The sequence below is a fragment of the Phycisphaeraceae bacterium genome, from assembly GCA_019636655.1.
Taxonomy (GTDB): domain Bacteria; phylum Planctomycetota; class Phycisphaerae; order Phycisphaerales; family UBA1924; genus JAHBXB01.
The window spans coordinates 64,159-86,041 of the sequence record JAHBXB010000003.1; the positions used below are offsets into that span (position 1 = coordinate 64,159).

Sequence of the window (21,883 nt, forward strand, 5' to 3'; positions counted from 1 at the left end):
GGTCGCAGGGGCAAGGGACACTTCAAGAGCACCAGGGACACCCTCGCATGGCCGACGCCGCCCCCGCACAGCCCGCCGCCCCCGCCTCCGCCAGCCCCGCGGCCGGAAAGCCGAACGTTGCCTTCGACGAGTTCGCCAAACTCGATCTCCGCGTCGCCAAGGTGCTGACAGCCGTCGACCACCCGAAGGCCGATCGGCTCTTCAAACTCACCGTCGACGACGGTTCGGGCACGCCCCGCCAGATCTGCGCCGGGATCAAGGGCCATTACCGCGCCGAGGATCTCCCCGGTCGATCAATCATCATCGTCGCCAATCTCGAGCCGCGGGTGATCCGCGGCGAGGAGTCCCGCGGCATGCTGCTCGCGGCCAGCAACGTTGCCAAGGACGCGGCAACCGCCGAGGAACGCAAGGTCATCCTCCTCCGGCCCGACGCCGAGATCGCCCCCGGCGCGATCGTCTCCTGAGCCGGGCTTACTCGCCGGGTTGGTTCGGGCGGGGAGGCGACTTCTGCTAAGGCGTTTCGCCCTGGCTCGGCGGCGATGCACCGTCGTGGGCCTTCGATCCCTTTTCCTTCCGCGACACGCCCCAGTCCGATTCCCGGGCCCTGCTCAGCATGCTGTCGACTTCCTCGTTGAGGATCCGCTCGTGATTCTCCGCGTGGTCCTTGATGCTCTCCCGGATCTTCGCCACCCGGTCTTCAATCCGCGCCAGCTCCAGCGTCTGCAGCGCCAGGCGGGCGCTCTGCCGGACGGCCACGATCGATCGCAGTTCGGCCATCAACGACGCCGTGGAGGCCCGGCTCGACTCGCCCGAGCGCTCCGCGGCAACAATCGCCCTCAGCACCGACCTCGCCTTGAAGTCGGCCTCGAGTTCCTTGACGCGGTACTCGAACATCTCCTTGTCGGTCCGCCTCAGTTCGAAGAGCCACGCCAGTCGTCCCTTTGATTCCGAGAGCGAGCGGACCGCCTCCGTCGGATCCTTCTGCTCGAGTTCGAGCAGCCGATCTCTCGCACCGGGATCGCGCGCCGCCAGCAGCAGCAGGATGACCGCGCGTTCTTCCGGAGTCGCTACCTCGGGCGCCCCGCCCCGGCGCCCCGGGCCACGCGGCTCCTCCGCGCCGGCGCCGTCATCGCCCCCCCGATTCAGGCCCGCAACGAGTGTCCACGGCAGCGGGGGGGACGCCTCGCGGACAAACACGCGGACCTCATCGAGCGATTCGCCCGAGTCGAGCCGCTTCACAGCCTCCTCGAACACCGACCGCCGCTTCTCCATGTCCGAGATCCACCGCTCCAGCATCGCTTTCGCAGACGCCGGATCGTCCGGAAACCGGTTCGACAGCCTCCGCCGCGGCCCCGGCTCACGGGGCCCATCGGGGCCGCCCCGCGGAGGCTCCGCGCCCCCGCCGTGGGGCGGCGGCTGATCGCCGGCCGCGCCGAGCGACGCGACGGCGCCAGCGGTCAGGGCCCCGCCCGCCACGAGCACGCTCATCCATCGAGAGGGCATCACAGCGCCTCCTCGTCGATCCCCTGCTCCACCGTAATCCACTCGCCGTGGACACTTCGGTCGAGCCGATCGACCTGACTCCGGAGATCATCAAACAGCACCAGGCTCGTCGCCGCCTTGGGGAAGTCCATGATCGCAAGATCGATGGAGTCCGGCTCCATGGTGCCTGCCGGCTCCGAGCGGCCGGTGTACAGGGAGAAGCCTGCGACAACTGCCAGCACCGCCGCGGCGGCCATCGCCACGCGAGCCAGCCGGCGACGCAGGACGATTACCCGCCCGCCGCGATCGCGCCGAGCCCCATGCAGCGAGCCGCGAGTCGCTTCGAACACGCGGCGCTCGAGATCGAGTGGCGCCCCCTCCCGCACGCGGCGCGCGAGCGCATCAACGTTCCCGCGGACACCCGCCACGCCCGCCGCTTCCACCACAAGGTCCCGGGTCCCCGCGAACAGGCGGGACTCAAGCGAATCATCCGCCGACGCCCGGTCCACTTCACCCATCCGCGAGAGCGCCGCATCGATGGCCCGGAGATCGTCCGGCACCCACGCGTCACGATCCTCGCCGAATCCGATCGGGTGGTTGTTCATGGTGTCCGCTCCTTCCCGACCCGCGTGTCCCGCGAGTCCCCTTCCATCAGGTCCTTGATCTTGCGAAGCGCCCGGTGGTGACGGGCAAGCAGCGTGCCCAGCGGCTCCTCCAGCATGTCGGCCATCTGCTTGAACGACATGCCCGCGTGGTGCCGCAACTCCACGATCTCCCGGTCCGAGTCCGAGAGCTGCAACAGGGCCGCTCTCAGCCGGGTCAGCATCTCCTCGCCCTCGCCCGCCGCCGCGTCCCTCGTTCCGCCCAGTTGCATCTGGGCGGGATCGGTCGGCTCGGCCTGCCGCTTCTGTCGCCGCATCTCGTCCCGGATGCGGTTCATCGTGATCCGGAACAGCCAGGACTCAAACCTCCCCATCTCGCTGTAGGCGCCGCTCGACGCGGGCCCGCCGGCAATCTTGGTCGCGATCGTCGCGAACACGCTCTGAGTGATCTCCTCCGCCGTGTCGTGCCGTCCGCACCTGGACTTCGCCAGCGCATACACCCGCCGGCTGTACAGGCCGATCAACTCCCGCCACGCCCCCTCGTCCCCGGCGCCCGCCAGAACCACCAGGGCCGAGACCTCATCCCCGGCGGACTCCTCGCCATCGCGGGCCGCAGCGCCGCGACCCGGCCCTTGCACAGAGCGGCGCCGACTCGAATGAGAGGGTCCCTGTGGTTCCAATACGAGCCTCATCACCCCCAGCCGAACGCCCTTTGCACAACAGTATTGCCTCCCGCGACACCCCGTCCCGGCTCCTAACGACGGGACGGCCCTATATTCGACCATGACCCCCGTTGCCTACACGGTCCTCGCCACGCTCCCCGATCCCGCCACGGCGGAGGAGTTCATCGCCTGGCTCCGAGACGGCCACGTCGATGCGGTCATCGCAGGCGGCGCCCATTCTGCCATGATCGTCAGGCTTGATGACGTCGATCCGCCCGATGCCGCCGCGGCACCCGGGAAGTCGGCGGTTCAGGTGGAGATCAGGTACATCTTCACAACCCGGCAAGCCCTTGACCGCTACCTCGTGCACACGGCCCCGGGCCTGCGGGCCGATGGGCTGGCGAGGTTCGGCCCCGAACGCGGGGTGAGGTTCGAGCGACGTACCGGAACCATCGCCTAAGCACTTGCAACCTCGGTATTGCCAAAAGCCGCCACGGCTTATGCGGTGGCGGCGTCGGCGGAGACCCGGCCGTACACCCTCGGCGCCTTGGCCGACAGTCAGCCGCAATCCACTTACAGGCTGAAGGTGCTCTAGCCGCCGCACCCCTGCGAAACCGCCGCCAGCCAGCGCTGGATGAACACCGCGATGTCCACGACGTCCACGGTTCCGGAGTAGTTGATGTCTGTAGACAGCCCCGCGCCCTCGCTCACCTCGAACAGCCAGTCCTGAATGAACGCGGCAATGTCCGCCGGCTCGGCGCTCAGGTTGCCGTCCCAGTCCGCGGCGCACACATCCGGCTCGATGTCGAGTTCGAACCGGGTATCCGCCGAGAACTGTCCCGAATACGACGGCGGATCGCCGGCCCCGAGCAGGTCGAAGCCCCAGAGCCCTGGGGTCAACGCTCCGTCGATGTCATGCGTGGTAAAGGTCGTCGAGAAGGTGCCTTGACCACTCCATCCCAGGTCATCCCCCGTCACCGTCAGGAACCCGCCCAGCGGGGAGTCGGGCGTCCTGGCAAACAGGTTGATCACCAAATCCTGGGCCTGAAACTCCCCGAGTGTTGTGTACGTGATGATCAGACGGGTCGCGACCACGGTTCCCCGGGCCGGGCCGATGAACCGCAGCTGCACCCCGCCGTCGTTCTGCGGCAGTTCGGGGAAAAAGTCGACCGTGTATGTGTCGGGAGCCGCCCCAGCGATGGACGCGGAAGCGGACACCACCAGCGATGTGAGCAGTGAGAGTCTTCGCAAGTCGGTAACCTCCATGTGGTCCTCACGTCATTGTGAGGAGATTTGTGGGCATCGTTTTTGATGCCGCCGATGGTATTCGGTAGCCACAGCCCGGGCCTTTCATTGCATGTGGCTGACACGCTTGGTAGAAGTGTGCCCAAACGGATTCCGCCAAGTGCCCCGCTTCTGTGTGCAGACCTATGCGACTGATTCCTCCGGGGTGCAAGAGCCGGCACCAGCCTCCCATGCCCGACCCCAAACCCATCCCGCCGCAGAGCACCTGCCCCGATTGTGACTATGACCTCAGCGGGCTCGCCCCCGATCACTGCCCCGAGTGCGGCGCGGCGGTCAACGACGAGTCTCGCGCCGTCACGGCGTACCGATTGGAGACCGTCGGTCAGGCCCGCTCATGCATCGTCATGTTCATCAGCGTCCTGCTCGTCGTGCCGTTCTGCTACGCGCTCGGTGCGACCCTCTCGGTGCGGGAAAGTGGAGTTGCACCGGTGGTCATTGTGATTCTTTCCACGATCCTGGTCGGCTCCCTTATCCCGATCGCCATTGCGGCAAGTTTCGTTCGTCCGTCGTTGCGGGCCTTCCTATGGGCCTTCTGGTTGCAGCACATCTGGAAGTTGCACGCCCCATGGCTCGTTGCCCCCATGATCATGGCGATCCTCCTCGTTGTTGTCGCAGTTCTTCATTGGCTGGGTGAGCCGCGTGGTACCGCAGAGCTGCTGCTCCCCTTTGGAGCGATACCCTGGGTCGTTGGCGCGGTCGCCATGGCTGCTCGGTGGCGATCGGCTTGGGCACAGGCACGATGCAGTGGCCGCTTCAATCAGCCGACGGCTGCCGCTGTCGTTTCCATCGGCGGCTATCTGACTTACGTGGCGGCTCTGCTCCTTGGCATGCCCGCGGCTCTCATGGCGGCCTACGGCGCCATGAGACTCGTGTACCCGCGATTCCCATACTGAGACTGCAGAACGCCGCCCGCGGCAGCCCGAGCGCGCGGCGACCCCCGGGGGTTGGCTGGCCCGGGGGTCGCCTCAATGAGGAGGATGGTTCGCTCGAAACTAAACCCACACTGACCGGACTCACAACACGAGCCCGAACATGAAAGTGGGGGAGTGACGGTGAGGCGCTACCGGCACCCGCCCGCCGAGAACGCCGAGAACCATTCATTGATGAACCCGGCGATGTCCGACGGCAGCACGGATCCGTCCTTGTCAAAGTCCGCGCGACACACCTCGCCGGCCGGCGCTGATGCATTGATCAGCACGGTGACGCCGCCACTGCTGGCAAATGCCATGTCGTTCACGCCGTCGCCGTTGAGGTCGGCCACGGCGGGCGTGCTCGGGCTGCTCCCGAACATCGCGTTCGCCGCGAACGTCGCCTGGCCCATCCCGAGCAGCACGCTCACCGCCGACGAGGTCGCCGTATCGGCCAGCACGTCGACCATGCCGTCGCTGTTGATATCCGCGAGCACCACCGACCGCGGCTGCACGCCGGTCGCGTGCGACACGGGCGCTGCGAACGCATTCGCGCCCAGCCCCACGAGCACCTCGGCCCGGTTCTGCGCCCCCTTGATCGTCACCAGGTCCGGCTTCGCGTCCCCGTTGATATCCGCCGCGCCAAGGTCGCTGATGAACTCTTGGCTCGGGATGAACGCCGCTTCGGTAAACGACACCGTCGTTCCGGGATTCCGGTGCAGGATCCGGATGCCGAACGGGGCCTCGCCCTTGGTGACGGCCAGGTCGGTCAAGCCATCGCCGTCAAAGTCGCCGACAGCCATCGCCGAGTTCTGGTTGACCCCGTTGAGGAACACGAACTGGCTCGCAAACCCGCTCGCCGAACTGATCATCAGCGTCCCGGGGCTGTTCAGCAGGATGTCCTGCCGGCCATCCTTGTTCACGTCCCGCAGCATCACCTTGGGCGGGAATGAACCGATGAAGCACGTGTTGATCGCCTGCCCGAACACCCCGTTCCCCTGGTTCAGGATCAGGTGGATCGGCACCGAGAAGCCCGCCACCGCCAGGTCAACCCGCCCATCCCCGTTCACATCGCCGGCCAGCAGCACGCTCGGCGTCTCCCGCGTCGGATCCCAGAGGGGAACGGCGCCCAGCGCCGTCGCCGCCGCGAACGAGCCGCCGCCGAGCCCGCGATGCATCTTCACGGTTCCATCCGAGTTCAGGCTGGCGATGTCAACCTTGCCGTCCCCGTCGAAGTCCGCCGTGGCGACCGCCACCGCGGTACCACCCGTCGTCAGCGTCACCGGCTGCGAGAACCCGACGCTCTGTGCCATCGCGCCCGCCGCAAACGACGCCGCCACGCACGAGCCCGCCACAACCTGCATCCATCGCGTGCAAGAAACCATGGGATACCTCCGTCCGCACCGCGATCGGTGCGTCCTCGGTGAAGGGTGCTTCAGTGATCCGCCGGCGGCCGTCCGGCATCGGGGCGCCCCAACGGACGCCTCTCCTCAAATGTCGCCCGTACTCGCCCCCATTGCAGCCTCCATGCCGCAGTTCACTGCACCCCCGCCTATGCTTCCGCCCACCGCCCGGAACACACCACCGCGGGCGGCTGCCTCAGGAGTTCAGCACCGATGGAAACCACCCTCATCATCTTCAAGCCTGACGCCGTCCAGCGGGGCCTCACCGGCCGCATCCTCTCCCGCTTCGAGGACAAGGGCCTCCAGATCGTCGGCTGCAAGCTGATGAAGATCTCCCCCGACCTCGCCGCCCGCCACTACGAGGCCCACAAGGAGCGTCCCTTCTACCCCGGCCTCGTCCGCTTCATGACCTCCTCCCCCGTCCTCGTCCTCGCCGTCCGCGGCGTCGGCGCTATCACGATCGCCCGAAACCTCATGGGCGCGACCTTCGGCTCCAAGGCCGCCCCCGGCACGATCCGCGGCGACTTCGGCGTCTCCAACTCGTTCAACCTCATCCACGGCTCGGATTCCCCCGAAGCCGCCGCGCGCGAACTCTCCCTCTTCTTCGCCCCCGGCGAGGTCATCGAGTTCACCCGCGCCGCCGATGCCTGGGTCTACGACGCCACCAGCGGTAAGCCCGAGTAACCTGCCAGTTCAGTTGAGATGCAAATCCCGGCCCCCTTGGTGCACGCGCCGTCTGCCCCGCAACCTCACCAGTTCGCTCTTACCGCGGCGCCGCGGCCGCGGGCTTGATTGCGCCGATCACCTGCGGCGGTTCTTCCGCGATCTGGTCCGCGATCTCGCGCCGATTGACCCCGATCGTCCGAGGGAAATCAAACGCGATTCGCACGCGGTCCCCCTTGATCGACGCGATTCGCACCACGCCGATCGGGTTCCGCGGATCCCCGATCACCACTTCTTCGCCTTCCCTGCGTGTCACGACGAGCATTGGAAACACTCCTGAATCAGCCCGGCTGATCCGACAAGTTCCTCTTCCGTGGAACCCGAATATACCGCACCCTGGCCCCGCCTAGAAGCCTCAACGCTGCAAAAGGTTGCGCATCGATAGCGCAGAATTTGCAGGTTTCGCAAAGGCTTTTCAATCAGGCATACCTATCGTATGCCTAATCAATGGCCACAACAGCCCTGATTCCGGGGATGTGTTCCTTCAAGTTCCGCTCGATCCCCATCTGCAACGTAATCGTGCTCGAAGGGCACCCCACGCACGCCCCGTGCAGCCGGATCTTGACCACCCCGTCCCCCGTCACCTCCACCAACTCCAGATCCCCACCGTCCGACTGCACCGCCGGACGGATCAGATCAAGCACCTCGGAGACCCGCTGCCTCAGCGGATGGTCGGAAGCATGTTGGGCGGCAGTCACCGGCGGAAACTCCTCGGTACCAGCATACGCCCGCCGCGATTCTGTTTCCCATCCGCTGCCCGCGTGCTAGCGCTCATAGCGGCCCTCACGCCCGATAGACTCACCCAATGACCAGCCGATCCCGAGCCCTGCTCCTCCCAGTCATCCTCGCTCTTGCTATTGCTCCAGGCGCCTGCTCCAGCGGCAGCGGCGGCTACAGCTCCGCTTCGATTGCGGACAAGGATCCGATCACCATCATCAAGGACCCGAAGGCCCGGGTCGACGACCGCGTCATCGCCGTGGACGAGGCCTGGACCCGCGCCGCCGCGGGCACGGCCGACCGCACCGCCACCCGAGAGGTCCTCAAGTCCGTTGTCTGGGCCGCGGGCACCCCGTCCGATGTCCGCCTCCGCGCCGTCGAACGCCTTCTCGACGACCAGACTCCCGAAGGCGCCGCCGACACCCGCCGCCTCCTCCGCCTCCGCCTCCCCACCGAGACGGACTGGAAGGTCATCACCCTCATCTGCGAAACCGCCTCGAAGAACGGCTGGACGGAGTACGCACCGACCCTCGCCCGCTCCTGGTCGCGCACCGTCCCCCAACCCGCCGACGACCAGCGCCCCGAGCGTGCCGCCCTCCTCGCCCTTTTCCCCGGCAAGACCGACACCGAGATCGTCTACGACATCTTCGTTGGCCGCATCACCTCCGGCCCCGAAGCCGACACCTCCACGGTCGGAAAGGAATGGGCCGAGCGAGCCCGCCGCGACGCCTGGGAGGTCCTCGGTCGTATCGACAAGGACGGCTCCAGCCGCACCCGTCTCATCGCCTCTGACACTGAAGGCCCCGCCAACGACCCAGCCCTCGCCGCGCTCCGCGCCAGCGCCAAGGACCTGCGCTGCGTCCCCGTCACCGGCCCCGAACTCGACTGGCTGCTCGCCCTCCGCGCCGACAACCCCACGGCCCGCGCCTGGTGGACCGCCGCGACCGCCGCCGTCGCCGGCCTCACCGCCGAACAGGCCCAGGGCCTTCGGCTCCGCCACATCGAGCCGATCCGCTGGACCGCCGCCAACCACCCGGAGCGGCTCACCCAGGATCGCTCCGCCCTCGTCCAGGAAGCCTCCTCCCGGCTCGCGGACCGCCGCTACTACGCCCGCACCGCCGACCGCTCCCCCTCGTCCGGCTGGCCCAGCGGCCGCTTTGTCGAGGCCGAGCCCAAACTGGCCTGGGCCGACCTCGTCACCCTCCTCACCATCGACGACTGTCTCAAGGACGCCGCCGTCCGCGTCGCCCTCTTCGAGCAGGTCGCCATCGACCAGCGCGACACCAGCACCGAGTACGGCGGCGTGCTGCAGGATGCCTCTGTCTCCGGCGCCCCGAAGGCCCCGCTCTCCGGCTGGCTCGCAATCTCGTTCCCGCCCCGCGCCGTCCAGCGCATCGCCGACAACCGCTTCGTCGCTTCCGAAGAAATGGTCGACTCAAGCCCACGCTGCCTCGCTCACTACCACTTCCACGTCCAACGTCCGCAGAATGCCGAGTACGCCGGGCCCGGCCCCGGCGACTTTGAATACTCGACGAAGTTCGCCCGCAATACCATCGTCTTCACCTCCATCGATTCCGACACGCTCGATCTCGATTACTACCAGGAAAACGGCGCGGTGGTCGATCTGGGAACAGTCACCCGATAGCGTCTGACCGGAGCACACCGGGGAGGCGCCTGGGGCGTGGGGGCGGAGGCCGCCGTGCTGCAAGTCTGGGTCATCGTCATCTTCGCCGCGGTCTACCTGCGCGACTCGATGCCCGGCCCACCCATCGCCTTGAACCTCGGCTCGTTCGATTCCTTCCTCTCCTGGCGCCTCTCAACCGCGGCCGCCACTCTTGGTGGCATGCTCGGCATCGCCCTCTCCACCCACATCCTCGTCCGATGGTCCGCCTGGCGCCTCATGCACAGGCGATCCGAATCCGCCATCATCACTGCCGACCGTGTCCTCTGGTCCGGCCAGGCCGCGGCGGTCCTGCTCCACCTCTTCGCCACCCTCTTCCTCGGCTGGACCGACGTCGTCCGCCTTGCCGTCGGCGACCTCATCGCGGTTGATGAACTCCTCGCCGTCACGCCCGTGCTCCTCACGATCACCGCCGGCTGGTGGTCCTTCTACCCGATCGACCGGTTTCTCCGCGAAGCGGCTTCCATGCGAACGCTCGATTCCGGCGCCGTCCTCTACTCGCCGCCCACCGCCCGGCAGTATGTGTGGTCCAACGTCCGCCACGGCCTGCTGCTCACCGCCGCCCCCCTCACCCTCATCCTGATCTGGGTCGATTCCCTGGACCGGCTCGGGGCCTGGGCCCTCGCGGGCTCGTTCGGAGCCCCGATCCGGCGTCTCGCCGCCACCGTCGATGCCCACCACCTCGGCGGCACGGCCCACCTCGCCGCCCAGCTCCTCGGCGTCGCCGTCGTTTTCATGTTCACCCCGGCCATCATGAGCCGACTCTGGGACACCATCCCGCTCCCGCCCGGCGAACTCCGCGACCGCCTGATGACCCTCTGCAACCGCTACGGCGTGCGGGTCCGAAACCTGCTCGTCTGGCGCACCCACGGCGCCCTGGTCAACGGCGCCGTCATGGGTTTCGTCGGCCGCTTCCGCTACATCCTCCTCACCGATGCCCTCCTCGATTCCCTCACCACGCGCGAGGTCGAGGCCGTGATGGCCCACGAGGTCGCCCACGTCCGCCGCCGCCACATCCCCTGGATGATCGTCTCGATGATCGCGATCCTCGGCGCCGTCTCGATCATCGTGGAACTCACCCTCTCCCTCGCCGGCGTCACCATCGGAAACAGCGACTCCGGCCCTCTCCACCAGGCCCTCGAACTCGTTGGGGGCATCCTCCTCTGGATCGCGGCGATGCTCGCCTTCGGCCTCGTCAGCCGCCGATTCGAATGGCAGGCCGACGCCTTCGCCGCGGCACACCTCTCGGAGTCCACGGCCCCGCCCCACGAGCCCTCATCGGTCCAGCCTTCCATTGACCTCGTCACCCCCGCCGGCTCCGCCGCCATGATCGACGCGCTGGAGGCCGTCGCACGCCTCAACCATGTCCCCCGCCATGAGTTCTCCTGGCGCCACGGTTCCATTGCCGTCCGCCAGCACCGCCTCGCCGCCCTGGTCGGGCTCCCCATCCGCTCGCTCCCTATCGACCGTACCGTCAAGGGTCTCAAAGTCGCCGCGGGCCTCACCGCCCTCGCCGTTGTCGCACTCCTGCTGATCTCATCGCTCCTCTGATCGCACCCCGGTTCACCTCTTCGCCATGCCCCACCAATCCCTTGCCTTCGTCAAGATGCACGGCATCGCGAACGACTACGTCTACCTCGACGCCGTCACCGATCCCTCCATCGAGTCCGAGTTCGCCGGCCCCGCCGGCGCCGCCCTCGTCCGCGCGATGAGCGACCGCCACACCGGCGTCGGCTCCGACGGCGTCATCCTCCTCTGTCGTCCCACGCCCTCTGAGTCTGCGGACGTGCGCATGCGCATGTTCAACTCCGACGGCTCCGAATCCCAAATGTGCGGCAACGGAGTCCGCTGCGTCGCCAAGTTCGCCCACGACCGCCTCGGCGTCCGCGCCAGCCCCATGCGTGTCCAGACCGGCCGCGGCGTCCTTTTGATCGACTACCGCTGCGAGAACGACCGCCTGGTCGAGGCCACCGTCGATATGGGCGAGCCCATCCTCGACCCCGCGCTCGTCCCCGTCGTCTTCCCCCGCCCCGAGCCCATCCAGCACATCGTCGGCTTCCCCATCGCCCGCTACATCCCATGGCCCACCGCCCCCTGGATGGAAGCCGCCGGCCTCTCCCCCGCGATGACCTGCGTCTCCATGGGCAACCCCCACGTCGTCATCTTCTGCGAGAACCCCGACGCCGTCCCCCTCGAGACCGTCGGCCCCTACCTCGAGACCCAGCCCATCTTCCCCGAGCGCATCAACGTCCACTTCGCACGCGTGATATCTCCTCGCGAAGCCGCCATGCGAACCTGGGAGCGGGGCGCCGGCATCACCCTGGCCTGCGGCACCGGCGCGTGCGCCGTCGCCGTCGCGGGCGTCCTCTCGCTCCGCCTCCACACCGAGTCCCTCATTCACCTCCCCGGCGGCGACCTGCGCATCCGCTGGGACACGGTGTCTCGCCACGTCTTCAAGTCCGGCCCTGCCGCGGATGTCTTTGAGGGCGTTTGGCCCCTCCAACCACCACACGCCGAACCGCCCGGAGCGCAGCCCGCGCCGCCGCACCGCGTTGGCAACCCGGCTCCCCTCCGGTAGGATGCCCGGCCCGATCTCGGCCCGCCCGAGTTCAGGAGGAGGAATCCGCCCCGCATGGCCAGGCTCCACGAGTACCAGGGCAAGTCACTCCTCGCCCGGGAAGGCATCGCCGTTCCCCGCGGCGGGCCGGCCCGCTCCCCCGAAGACGCCGCGAAACTCGCCCGCGAACTCGGCGGCCGCGTCGTCATCAAGATCCAGGCCTGGACCACCAACCGCAAGGCCCTCAGCGGCGTCGCCTTTGCCCAGACCCCCGAGGAGGCCTCCGACCACGCCCGGCGCATGCTCGCCATGACCCTGGGCAACTTCCCCGTCCGCGAGGTCCTCGTCGAAGAGGCCCTCGCCATCAAGGACGAACTCTTCGTTTCTCTCTTCATCGACGATCGCAAGCGAGCCCCCGGAATGCTCGTCTCCCTCTCCGGCGGCTCCGGCATCGAAGAGCGCGCCCACTCCGGCGGCGACTCCGCTGTCCTCCGCCTCGATTGCGACGTCAACCGCGGCCTCGACACCACGCCCCTCCGCCGCCTCCTCGCCTCATCCGCCATCGCCAAGGATCTGCACGAACAGGTCGTCGACGCCGTCAGCAAGGTCTTCCTCGTCGCGAAGAAGAACGAGGCCCGCTCCGTCGAGATCAACCCGCTGGTCACCGTCGCCGATGCGCGCGGCGCCCGCGTCGTCGCGGCCGACTGCCGCATGACCATCGATGACTACGCCGTCTACCGCCACCCCGATCTCGGCATCGAGATCGCCCGCGAACTCGACCACCCGCCCACCCCCCTGGAGAAGGCCGCCTACGCCATCGAACAGGCCGATCACCGCGGCACCTTCTTCTTCGCCCAAATGAACACCGCCGCGCCCGCCTCGTCGAAGGGCCTGATCGGCTTCCACGGCGCCGGCGGCGGCGGCTCCATGATGTCCATGGACGCGATCGCCAACGAGGGCTTCACCGTCGCCAACTTCTGCGACACCTCCGGCAACCCCTCCCCGGCCAAGGTCTACCGCGCCGCACGGATCATCCTGTCGCAACCGGGGCTTGTGGGCTACTTCGGCTCCGGCTCCGGCGTCGCGAACCAGGAGCAATACTGGTCCGCCTACGGGCTGGCCAAGGCCTTCTGGGAACTCTCCATCGACATCCCCGTCGTGATCCGCCTCGGCGGCAATGCCGAGGACCGTGCGGTCGACATTCTTCACGCCGCCTGCAAGGGCCTCCCCGCCCGCGTCGAAGGCTACCGCAAGACCGACCCGCCAGCCCAGATCGCCGCGAGCTTCGCCACCCTCGTGCGCGAAGCCGCGGGCACCGCCTGGAAACCCCGCGCCCCGCGACGGCCCGCCTTCGTCGGCTCCCCCTCATCGCCGAACTTCGTTCTCCGCGCCGGCCGGGTCTGGATCGACCCCGCCGCCTGGAAGCAGCACGCGCCGAAGATTGTGGCCCGCGCAAGCGGCCTGCTCAAGGACACCGGCGGAACGCCCGCCCTCGCCGTCACCGCCGAAGAACTGCTCACCAAGGACAGCGAACTCATCGCCTGCGAGGTCGAGTGCCGCCGCGACGGCATCGACGCGGTCTTCGTCGACCTCGACCTGCCGGGCCTCGAACAGCCCATGCAGTCCTGAGACTCGACGACAGGTGTTCGGTATCCGAACCCGGGTCACGCACCCAGCCCGGCGAACACCGCATCTCGCCAATTCTGCGGTCATTCCCGCGACGTGGAACAAGGACCGCTTGTCGCTGCTTCAGAATGTGGTACCGTCACCTTCAGACGGCCCGCCGGGGTATTCTCCCCGGTGCGAACAAGGAGAGGTCCGCATGTCCACGAGAACGTGCCCCGACCGATTGGACCAGTTGTTCGAAGCCCTCGAGCCCCGCCAGCTCCTCGCCGGCGACGCGATGCCCTTTACCCTCTACTACCCAGAGGGCTATGCGCACGACCAGATCTCAGAGTTCGTCCCCATCACCAACCCAAACAATCACGCCGTCTCGTTCCAGCTCATCGCCCGATACGAGACCGGCGACCGCGACCAGGTCCTCGCCGAGGGCCTCATTCCTCCGAACACCCGCAGCGGAGTGACCATCAACACCGCGGACCGGCCACAGGATCGGCTTGTCCGGAAAGACGAGGCGTATGCCCTCATCCTCAAGTCCTCCGATCAGGTCGACGCCACCATCTCGCATTACGACTTCGGCGCCACCATCGGCCAGTCCTTCGCCGATGAGCCCTCCACATACTGGACCTTCACCGACGTCCAGAAAGACCACGACACCGTCCGCGACTTCCTCGTCTACTACAACACCTCCGATGAGCGAGCCCACATCACCCTGACCTTCATCCCGGAATCCGGCGAGAACATCGTCCTCCACGATGTCCTCGGTGCGCTCCGCCGCGGCGGCCTCAACATCGATGCCACCCGCTCGATCCCCGAAGGCATCTACGCCGTCACCATCACCAGCGACCAGCCGATCGTCGCTGCCCTGACCCACTACGACATCTCCATGCGCCGAGGCTTCGGTGTCCTCGGCGCCGCCAATGGCGGCGGGCTCGCCGGCCTCATCCCCGCCGTCGACTTCCAGGACAACGACCGCGGCCACGGGAACGATCCCGACGGCTTCGACGAGGACAACCCCGGCCGCGGTCACGGAAACGGCCACGCCCGCCGACCCTACGAGACGACCACCAGCTTCAACGTTCTCAACACCGGCACCGTTCCCGCCAACGTCACGTTCACGTTCCTCTCCCACGATGGCACCGGCGATATCGAGAACGCCACGCGCTCCGTCATCGTTCCGGCCGGCTCCCGTGTCTCCTACATCTTCGACAACCTCGATTTCACCCTCGATGCCGGCGTCGGCGTCGCGTACGAGTCCGACCACCTCGTGACGGTCGCGGCGATGATCTCCGGCCCCCGCCGCGCCGCGGCCATCCCGGCCATCGTCGTCGCCGCCACCCAGTGGGGCTTCGGCGAGGGCTTCATGACCCGCGACCGCGCCGGCCGCACGATCAGCGAGAACCTGTACCTGTTCAATCCCGCCGCGGGCGAGACCGAGGTCAAGATCGAGTTCCTCTTCCGCGACGGCACAGCCTTCTCGACCACCCGAACCGTCGGCCCCGCGTCGATCGTCGACGTCAACCTCGACGTGTTCGAGGGCTTCCTGCGGCACACCAACTCCCGGTACTTCTTCGGCATCCGCGTGACCGCCGACGACCCCATCATCGCCACGCTCGACCACATGGACCGCGTGCTCGCCGGCGGCTTCACCACGGCAGGCATTCCCCGCGGCACCGTGGTCCCGCTCTCCAGTGTCCTCCAGCTCCCGGAGCCCCCAGCACCGGTGTCCTGAGACGGCCGAACACAGGAGTCGTAGGTCAACGAACGGGGAGCGGCGTTTGTGGAGTCGCAGCGCGGTCTTCACCGCTCCCCGCGGGGGAGCGTCTGATGATCGCTTGGAGCAGCTCGTGGTGGAGGGATTGCGTCGGTGGGGGTGCCCGATGGCGCCCCCGCCGTCAATCTCGCTTCCAGTCGATCGAACACCGCGGCCAGTTCGGCGATCGCCCGGTCCAGCGCCGACCGGTCGCGGTGCTCGACGGCGTATCGCAGCGATGGGAGCATCCACGATGCGTACCCCGAATCCTCGTCCGTTCCTGCCAGCAGGCTCCTGAACCAGGGCCGGCCGGGCAGGCCCGCTTCCGTGAGCCACTCCCTCTCGGCGCCGATCAACTCGGCGTTGGCCAGCGCCGGATCGGTGCCGAGTGCCTGGGGATCGAGGCGACGGCTCGACGCGCGGTATCGCTCCGCCGCGGCCTCGAGCGGCGCGAGTTCGGCGGCGATTCCGCGCGGGCTTGGGGGATCTTGCGGCGAGAGGAAGCCGGAGGCGATGCCGATTCTGGAGATCTCGCCGAGGTACCGGATGGTGTCTGTGCCGGCGCGCTCGCGGTCGTAGGGGATCACGGGCGAGTAGGCGAGGAGCGCCAAGGTGGCGTTGGTCATCCGGGTGACGAGCGTCGCCGAGGCGTAGTCGTCGCCGACGACTTTCCAATACCAGATCAGGTTGTCGTAGTTGGAGTGGTACGAGTTCCCCTTGGAGCCCGAGGCGCTCATGCCGGCGACAGGGACGCCGAGGTGGCAGTTGAAGCCGACGTGGTCCGAGCCGCCGCCGATGTCGCCCGTCCTTGGCAGGGCCGGGTCGGCCTCGTCGCGGGCGCGGGCGATCCAGGCGTCGTACACCGTCTGCCCGGCGCTCCCGCCGGGCTGCGGCACGGACTTCGCCGCCTCGGCGATGACGCGCCGCAGCGGCGGGGAGGCTGCCGCGTCGAACTCCAGGCCTGTCGACGCCATGTCGAGGTTGAGGTAGGCGACGGCGTTCGCGGCGAGCGACTCGCGGTGGGCCTCGACCCACTCGACCGATCCGATCAAGCCGAACTCCTCGGCGCCCCAGCAGCAGAAGACGATCGAGCGGAGCGGTCGCGGCTGGCCGCCGGCGATCGCCTGCGTAAAGCAGCGCGCGGATTCGAGGACGGTGATGGTTCCGCAGCTCGGGTCGGTAGCGCCGTACCCCCACGCATCGTGGTGTGCGCCGGCGAGCACGAGTTGGTCGGGGAAGTCGCTGCCGCGGAGCATGGCGGTGATGTTGTAGGTCTTAGCGAGGAAGCGCTCCTGCTGGATCTTGAGGTGAACGGTGAGCGAGTCACCGCCGGTGAGGCGGTAGGCAAGCGGCAGGCCGCCCTGCCAGCCGGCGGGCACCGCGGGGCCGGTCATCCGGGAGAGGATCTCCTTGGCCGCGCCGAAGCCGATCGGCTGGACGGGGATCGTGGGAAGGTCGAGGGAGTCCTCGCTCAGGCGCGGGGCGTCCTTTGTGGCGGGGATGAACGGTGTGAGCGGGTCGCCCTCGTAGGGGAGCGTGTTGAGCGAGCCGCGCTGGATGCAGGTGTCGTTCGCGTAGCCGCCCTCCGGGTACATGATGCCCTTGCAGTAGCCCGCATCGGCGGGGTCGGTGAAGATGACCAGCCCTGCTGCGCCGGCGTCCTGGGCGAACCGTGCCTTGTAGCCGCGGTAGTTGCCGCCGTAGCGAGCGAGCACGATCTTGCCGGCGCAGTCGACGCCGAGGGACTTGAGTTTTTCGAAGTCGGCCTTGGTGCCGTAGTTGGCGTACACAACGCCGGCGGTCACCTCGCCGCTGCCGGAATAGGCGTTCCAGCCCGGGAGGAGTTCCGGGTTCTGGGAGAACTTGTCCTCGGTGAGCGAGTCCTCCTTGAGACCGAGGGAGACGGCCTGCGGCGAGACGATATCGAGGGACGCGGCGAGGGGCCGGCAGAGGTAGACCCAGATTTCCTGCTTCTCGACCTCGAGGCCCATGGCGCGGAACGCCTCGGCGATGCGGTCGGCGTTGCGATGGTCGCCGTCGGTGCCGGCGATGTGCGGCTCGGAGCAGAGCATCTCGTGGAACGAGAGGAGTGAGTCGCGGGTTGGGATGGCGTTGAGGGCCTCGATCCGGGCGCGGATGGCGTCCGTCGGCGAGCCGTCGCCGGCCGGGAGGGCGAGGAGCAGGGGGATGGCGAGGAGGAGGTGCATCGGCGGCGGTTCCTAGACAGTGACGACGGGGTCCTTGGCGTTGCGCGAGTGCGGGCCCTCGCTGATCAGGAGGGCAACGAGGATGCCCGGGATGAACAGCATGCCGGTCCACCAGATCGCGGCAGATGGGCCGTATTCGGCGGCGATGGCGCCGCCGAACATGGTGCCGACGGCGGAGACGAGCCGGCCGGTGTTGTAGCAGACCCCGGCCCCCATGGTGCGGAGCATCGTCGGGAACAACGGCGGGATGTAGAGCGGGAAGAGGCCGAAAAGCCCCAGCGCGAAGAACGCGGTGAGGCTGAAGATGAGGTTGACGTTGTCGAGCGTTGGAGGGTTCCAATAGCCCCAGGTAAAGACCGCGAGGCCGCCGGTGAGCATGAAGGCGAACGCGAAGCGGTAGCCGGCGAACCTCGCGAGGTAGGTGGCGAAGTAGTTGGCGGCGATGTTGACCAGGAGGTAGGTGATCGTGACGCGGAAAACCAGTGATTTGACCTGCGGGTCCGTCCAGGTGCTCACCTCGGGCATGGAACGGAGGATCTGGCTAGAGAAGAACAGAAAAGCCCAGACGGTGGTCAGCGAGATCGAAGTGAGGAGAAGGGTGAGGATGGTGGTGCGGCGCCACTGCCGGGAGAAGATCGCGGAGACAGGTGGCGGGGGCGCGGCGCGAGACTGGCGGCGCCACTCTTCGGGCTCGGGAACGGCCCAGCGGATCCAGATCGTGAGGATCGCGGGCAGTACCCCGACGAGAAACACGTAACGCTCCGGAAAGCCGGAGAGGGCTCTGATGGTGACGGCCGCGGCGATGCAGCCGACCATGTAGCCGGATTGGAGCGTGGCGCTGGCCCAGGCGCGGTGGCGGGGGTGGAGCGTTTCGGCGACGAGGGCGGAGCCGGCGGCCCACTCGCCGCCGATGCCCAACGCGGCGATGAAGCGGAAGATCAGGAGGTGCCACCACTCGGTGGCGAAGAAGGCGAGGCCGGTGAAGATGGCGTAGGTCAGGACGGTCAGGGTGAGGGTGCGGGCCCGGCCGAGGCGGTCGCCGATTCGGCCGAAGACGGCGCCGCCGACGGCCCAGCCGACGAGGAAGAAGGCCTGGATGATCGCGGCCTTCCGCTGGACGTCGCTGTCGACAGCAGTCTTGTGGAGGAGCTCGGTGACGAAGGGGAGGGCGACAAGGACGTAGAGAAAACCGTCGAGGCCGTCGAAGCACCAGCCGAGCCAGGCGGCGGTGAGGGCTTTCCATTGTGTTCCGGAGATCTTGCCGTCGCTCACGGGGTGCCGCTCCTGCCGGGATTGGGGCGGAGTCTACCGGAAGGGCGGTACGCGGGGGCTATTCGGCGCGGCGGAAGAGATCGAGGAAGCGGTTCTCGAACCGCTTGAAGAGGTTGTGCTTGTCGAGTTCCTTCTTGAGTTGGACGGCCTTGGCGCGGTCCTTGGCGGCCTGCTTGAAGAGTCGCTCGATCTTGGCGGTGACGGCGGGGTCGATCGGTTCCTCGGCGGGTTTGGCCGGTTCGCCAGCGGGGGCTGTGGTGGGCTCGATGAGGCCCGGGTCGGGGGCGCCGTTGAAGTCTTCCTCTTCCTCGTCGCCGCGTTCCTGGGCGGCGCGCTCCATGCGTTCGAGCATGTCGATGAGGGCGGCGTCGACCTTTTCGGCGTGGGATTCGAGTTCGGCGAGTTCGACCTCGACCCCGGAGAGGAGGCCGAAGGCTGCGAGCACGGCGTGGGCGGCACGGGGGTTGGCGACACCGGCGGCGAAGTAGGGGATCTCGCCGAGGAGGCAGAGGCCGGGGATCGTGCGTTCGGAGGCGGCGCCGAGGAGGACGCCGTTCATGCCGCCGATCTGGCCCTCGGCCATGGGGTCGACCTCGATGCGGCGGAGTTCGTCGAGCATCTGGGCGTCGGTGGCGGCGCCGATGACGCGGGGCCTCTGGGAGGGGTGCATCTGGGAGGCCATGGAGGCGAAGGTGACGATGCGCGTGGGTTTCCAGCGGGCGGCGCGTTCGAGGAGGGCGTGGGCGAAGGCGAAGGAGCCGGTCGCGGGCTGGGCCTCGCCGATGAAGACGGTGAGATCGACGCCGGACTCGAGGGGCTCGGTGGGGCGGAAGAAGTAGGAGCGGGGGAGGCGGGGGGTGGCGATGTTGCCCTCGGTGACCTCGACGGCCTGGACATCGAAGTAGGAGGGGACGGTGAGTTCATCGACGGGCTTGAGGCTGAGTTTCTGCATGAGGTAGCCCGCCGCGAGGATCGCGACGTTGCCCATTCCGGGCCATGCGGCGACGAGCCAGGCGGGCTTGCCGTCGGGGTCGGAGGAGCGCTTGGAGGTGGATTGGGGCTCGGCCATGGCGTCGGAACTCCCTTGCGTTGGCGGGCCTTTGCAGTGGGAGTCTACGCGCCGGGGCCGGCGTGGGAGCGCACGCGGCTAGCCGGAGTTGCGATGCGAGGATTGGGGATGATGATGGCCGTTGTTGTGCAGCGGCGAATCGAAAGCGGCGTGGAGGGGGATCGGGAGTTGGGGGAGACGGATATCGGGAGAGGGGCCGTGGGCTTGCGCCGGCTCGGCGCCGCTGGAGTGTGCGGACGAGTCGGCGCTGTGTTGTGCGGGGAGAGCGCGTGGCGTTGCGGCGCCGTCGACCGCGGCGCGAGGATCGGTGTGGAGAGAGGCGGAGGGGTCGCCGGCGTGGGTGCGTGGGCGCGGGCCGGGGGTGAAGTTGGCGAGGCGGACGAGGAGGCCCGCCGCGCGGCGGGCGGTTTCTCGCGATCGGCGGCGGAGTTCCATGCCGCGCTGGTCGGTGGGACGGACGGGGAAATGGGCCTCATCGGAGTTGTGCTCGTCTATGGAGCGGCCGAGGGTGGTAGTGACAGAGGGGAGGAAGTTGGAGGCGACGATGCGGGTGCGGCGGGCGATGGCGGACTCGATCTGGTCGAGGCGTTCGGCGATCTCCGGGCGGGCAAACCAGACGACGAGGGCCTCGACGGTGGTGTCGTGGAGTTCGGCGACATCGCGGAGGGTGATGGTGGGATCGGTGACCGAATCGAGGATTCGGGAGGCGAGTTCGGGGGGTGGGTTGAAGTCGGGGAGTGGGAGCATGGGGGAGAGAATACGGGATTTTGACGGTATGTCAATAGGGATTTGATAGGATTTCGAGATTCTCTGTAAGTAGCCTGAATTGAGGAGGTTACAGCAAGGAATCGCGGTTGGGGCGGACGCTCGGGCCGAACACGTGCGGAGGACGAGCGGCGGTATATTGCGGGGCACGCCGGGAGACTCCGAGTTGCAAGCGGCTTTTGACATGCTCGGGACTCTTGTGGCGCTGTCGGCATTGGGGTTGATCGCCTGGGCGCTGTTCTGGGATCGGGCATGGGGCAGGAAGCGTTGTCGAAGGTGCTGGTACGAGTTGAGCGGCGCGGGTCCCGTGGTGTGCCCAGAGTGCGGTACGCCCGCGGCCAATGACAGAGCGATGCTGCGAACGCGGCGAAAGTGGAGGAGCGCCGGGGCAGCCGTGGTGCTGCTTGCGACGGCCTATCCGATCAGTACTGTGCCGCGAGTCAGGCAGTCCGGATGGCGAGGCGCGATTCCGACAACGGCGTTGATCGTCTGGGTCGGACGGAACGAGCCGCCGGAGGTCTTCGGTAGCGGCGCCGTTTCAAGACCGACCGCAGAGGCCGCAGAGCTCGCTCGCCGCGCGGCGAGGTCCGAGTTGTGGGGCTGGCAATGGAAGCTGCTGATTCGGGAGCTCGGACTCATCCGGTCGAGAGAGCGGTGGCCGCGTGGGGTTCCCTGGGAAGTCTCCGTGTACGTGCCCAACTGGCTCCTTGCTGCCCCGTGTGTCATGCAGGTAGGGCTGCCGGCGGAGTTGTGCCGGGGCGAGGTGGGTTGTGATGTAGGGGTGAACTCTGCGCTGCCGGTGGAGACTCGCCGGTTGCCGCCGGATGCCAGGTCTGTGCGGCTCGCTGTGTCGGCTCCCGGGTGGAAGGGGCATGTCGAACAGCCGGTGCAGCAGGTTGACACGCTTGATGAGGCCATGGCTGGGGTAGCGAATCTGGTGATTGATGCTTCTGTGCGGCGTGCGCTCCGGTGCGGCTTCGTGCACTATGAGGATCATCGCGGAGACAAGGTCTGGATGCTCACCGGCTGTGTCTGTCGCCATCGGGGCCCACTGGCCGACGACATCGCGATTGGGTTGAGAGTTGAGCTCATGCGTGATGACACTCCTGTCGCGGCATGGGCGCTGAGGCCGCAGGATGTCGGCAAGCAGACAGATT

General features: G+C 67.8%; 20 protein-coding genes. 9 read left to right on the top strand and 11 right to left on the bottom strand.

Annotated elements, in window-relative coordinates:
* The first annotated feature begins 47 nt into the window (after positions 1-47).
* On the top strand, positions 48-464 hold the full coding sequence (locus KF745_10160; GenBank protein ID MBX3358782.1) for a hypothetical protein: 417 nt from the start codon (positions 48-50) through the stop codon (positions 462-464).
* Between the two features lie 46 nt (positions 465-510).
* Here KF745_10160 and KF745_10165 read toward each other — a convergent pair whose 3' ends face one another.
* From KF745_10165 to KF745_10175, 3 genes are read right to left on the bottom strand one after another with little or no spacing between them, the layout of a single operon-like run.
* Complete coding sequence (locus KF745_10165) at positions 511-1,503, bottom strand: hypothetical protein (protein MBX3358783.1); 993 nt, start codon at positions 1,501-1,503, stop codon at positions 511-513.
* Positions 1,503-2,087, bottom strand: a complete 585-nt coding sequence (locus KF745_10170) for a hypothetical protein (protein ID MBX3358784.1) — start codon at positions 2,085-2,087, stop codon at positions 1,503-1,505. Before KF745_10170 ends, KF745_10165 begins: the two co-directional genes overlap by 1 nt.
* Positions 2,084-2,722: a sigma-70 family RNA polymerase sigma factor gene (locus tag KF745_10175; protein ID MBX3358785.1), complete on the bottom strand. Its 639-nt coding sequence runs from the start codon at positions 2,720-2,722 to the stop codon at positions 2,084-2,086. Before KF745_10175 ends, KF745_10170 begins: the two co-directional genes overlap by 4 nt.
* 145 nt (positions 2,723-2,867) lie before the next feature.
* Here KF745_10175 and KF745_10180 point away from each other — a divergent pair, with 145 nt between their 5' ends.
* On the top strand, positions 2,868-3,206 hold the full coding sequence (locus KF745_10180) for a DUF4286 family protein (protein MBX3358786.1): 339 nt from the start codon (positions 2,868-2,870) through the stop codon (positions 3,204-3,206).
* 131 nt (positions 3,207-3,337) lie between these two features.
* Here the strand turns inward: KF745_10180 and KF745_10185 are convergent, their stop codons facing one another.
* Positions 3,338-3,997 carry a hypothetical protein gene (locus tag KF745_10185; protein MBX3358787.1) on the bottom strand — a complete coding sequence of 220 codons (660 nt, stop codon included), beginning with the start codon at positions 3,995-3,997 and terminating at the stop codon, positions 3,338-3,340.
* 224 nt (positions 3,998-4,221) lie between these two features.
* Between KF745_10185 and KF745_10190 the strand changes: the two genes are divergently transcribed.
* Positions 4,222-4,944 carry a hypothetical protein gene (locus KF745_10190; protein ID MBX3358788.1) on the top strand — a complete coding sequence of 241 codons (723 nt, stop codon included), beginning with the start codon at positions 4,222-4,224 and terminating at the stop codon, positions 4,942-4,944.
* 167 nt (positions 4,945-5,111) lie between these two features.
* Here the strand turns inward: KF745_10190 and KF745_10195 are convergent, their stop codons facing one another.
* Positions 5,112-6,344: a VCBS repeat-containing protein gene (locus KF745_10195; protein MBX3358789.1), complete on the bottom strand. Its 1,233-nt coding sequence runs from the start codon at positions 6,342-6,344 to the stop codon at positions 5,112-5,114.
* A 231-nt stretch (positions 6,345-6,575) separates the two neighbouring features.
* Here KF745_10195 and ndk point away from each other — a divergent pair, with 231 nt between their 5' ends.
* Positions 6,576-7,046 (top strand): nucleoside-diphosphate kinase, encoded by a 471-nt coding sequence (gene ndk, locus KF745_10200; protein MBX3358790.1) that lies wholly within the window; start codon positions 6,576-6,578, stop codon positions 7,044-7,046.
* A 79-nt stretch (positions 7,047-7,125) separates the two neighbouring features.
* Here the strand turns inward: ndk and KF745_10205 are convergent, their stop codons facing one another.
* Together KF745_10205 and KF745_10210 are read right to left on the bottom strand one after the other, a co-directional pair.
* On the bottom strand, positions 7,126-7,350 hold the full coding sequence (locus tag KF745_10205; GenBank protein ID MBX3358791.1) for a carbon storage regulator: 225 nt from the start codon (positions 7,348-7,350) through the stop codon (positions 7,126-7,128).
* 175 nt (positions 7,351-7,525) lie between these two features.
* The gene (locus KF745_10210) at positions 7,526-7,750 is read right to left on the bottom strand and encodes a NifU family protein (GenBank protein ID MBX3358792.1); all 225 of its coding nucleotides are present in this window, start codon (positions 7,748-7,750) and stop codon (positions 7,526-7,528) included.
* A 140-nt stretch (positions 7,751-7,890) separates the two neighbouring features.
* Between KF745_10210 and KF745_10215 the strand changes: the two genes are divergently transcribed.
* The 5 genes from KF745_10215 (at position 7,891) to KF745_10235 (ending at position 15,392) form a co-directional block, all read left to right on the top strand.
* Entirely contained in the window at positions 7,891-9,447 is a 1,557-nt protein-coding gene (locus tag KF745_10215; GenBank protein MBX3358793.1) for a hypothetical protein, read from the top strand.
* A 54-nt stretch (positions 9,448-9,501) separates the two neighbouring features.
* A complete protein-coding gene (locus KF745_10220) occupies positions 9,502-11,034 on the top strand; it encodes a M48 family metalloprotease (protein ID MBX3358794.1) in 1,533 nt (510 codons plus the stop codon).
* Between the two features lie 25 nt (positions 11,035-11,059).
* Positions 11,060-12,061 (top strand): diaminopimelate epimerase, encoded by a 1,002-nt coding sequence (locus KF745_10225; GenBank protein MBX3358795.1) that lies wholly within the window; start codon positions 11,060-11,062, stop codon positions 12,059-12,061.
* Positions 12,062-12,115: 54 nt separating this feature from the next.
* The gene (locus tag KF745_10230) at positions 12,116-13,669 is read left to right on the top strand and encodes an acetate--CoA ligase family protein (protein MBX3358796.1); all 1,554 of its coding nucleotides are present in this window, start codon (positions 12,116-12,118) and stop codon (positions 13,667-13,669) included.
* A 193-nt stretch (positions 13,670-13,862) separates the two neighbouring features.
* On the top strand, positions 13,863-15,392 hold the full coding sequence (locus tag KF745_10235; GenBank protein MBX3358797.1) for an LEPR-XLL domain-containing protein: 1,530 nt from the start codon (positions 13,863-13,865) through the stop codon (positions 15,390-15,392).
* A gap of 68 nt (positions 15,393-15,460) precedes the next feature.
* Here the strand turns inward: KF745_10235 and KF745_10240 are convergent, their stop codons facing one another.
* From KF745_10240 to KF745_10255, 4 genes are all read right to left on the bottom strand, one after another.
* Complete coding sequence (locus KF745_10240; protein ID MBX3358798.1) at positions 15,461-17,620, bottom strand: M28 family peptidase; 2,160 nt, start codon at positions 17,618-17,620, stop codon at positions 15,461-15,463.
* Positions 17,621-17,632: 12 nt separating this feature from the next.
* Complete coding sequence (locus KF745_10245) at positions 17,633-18,892, bottom strand: MFS transporter (protein ID MBX3358799.1); 1,260 nt, start codon at positions 18,890-18,892, stop codon at positions 17,633-17,635.
* 58 nt (positions 18,893-18,950) lie between these two features.
* Positions 18,951-19,961, bottom strand: a complete 1,011-nt coding sequence (locus KF745_10250) for a PAC2 family protein (GenBank protein ID MBX3358800.1) — start codon at positions 19,959-19,961, stop codon at positions 18,951-18,953.
* Positions 19,962-20,039: 78 nt separating this feature from the next.
* Positions 20,040-20,708, bottom strand: coding sequence for a hypothetical protein (locus KF745_10255; GenBank protein ID MBX3358801.1), 669 nt, complete (start codon positions 20,706-20,708; stop codon positions 20,040-20,042).
* Positions 20,709-21,883: the final 1,175 nt, after the last annotated feature.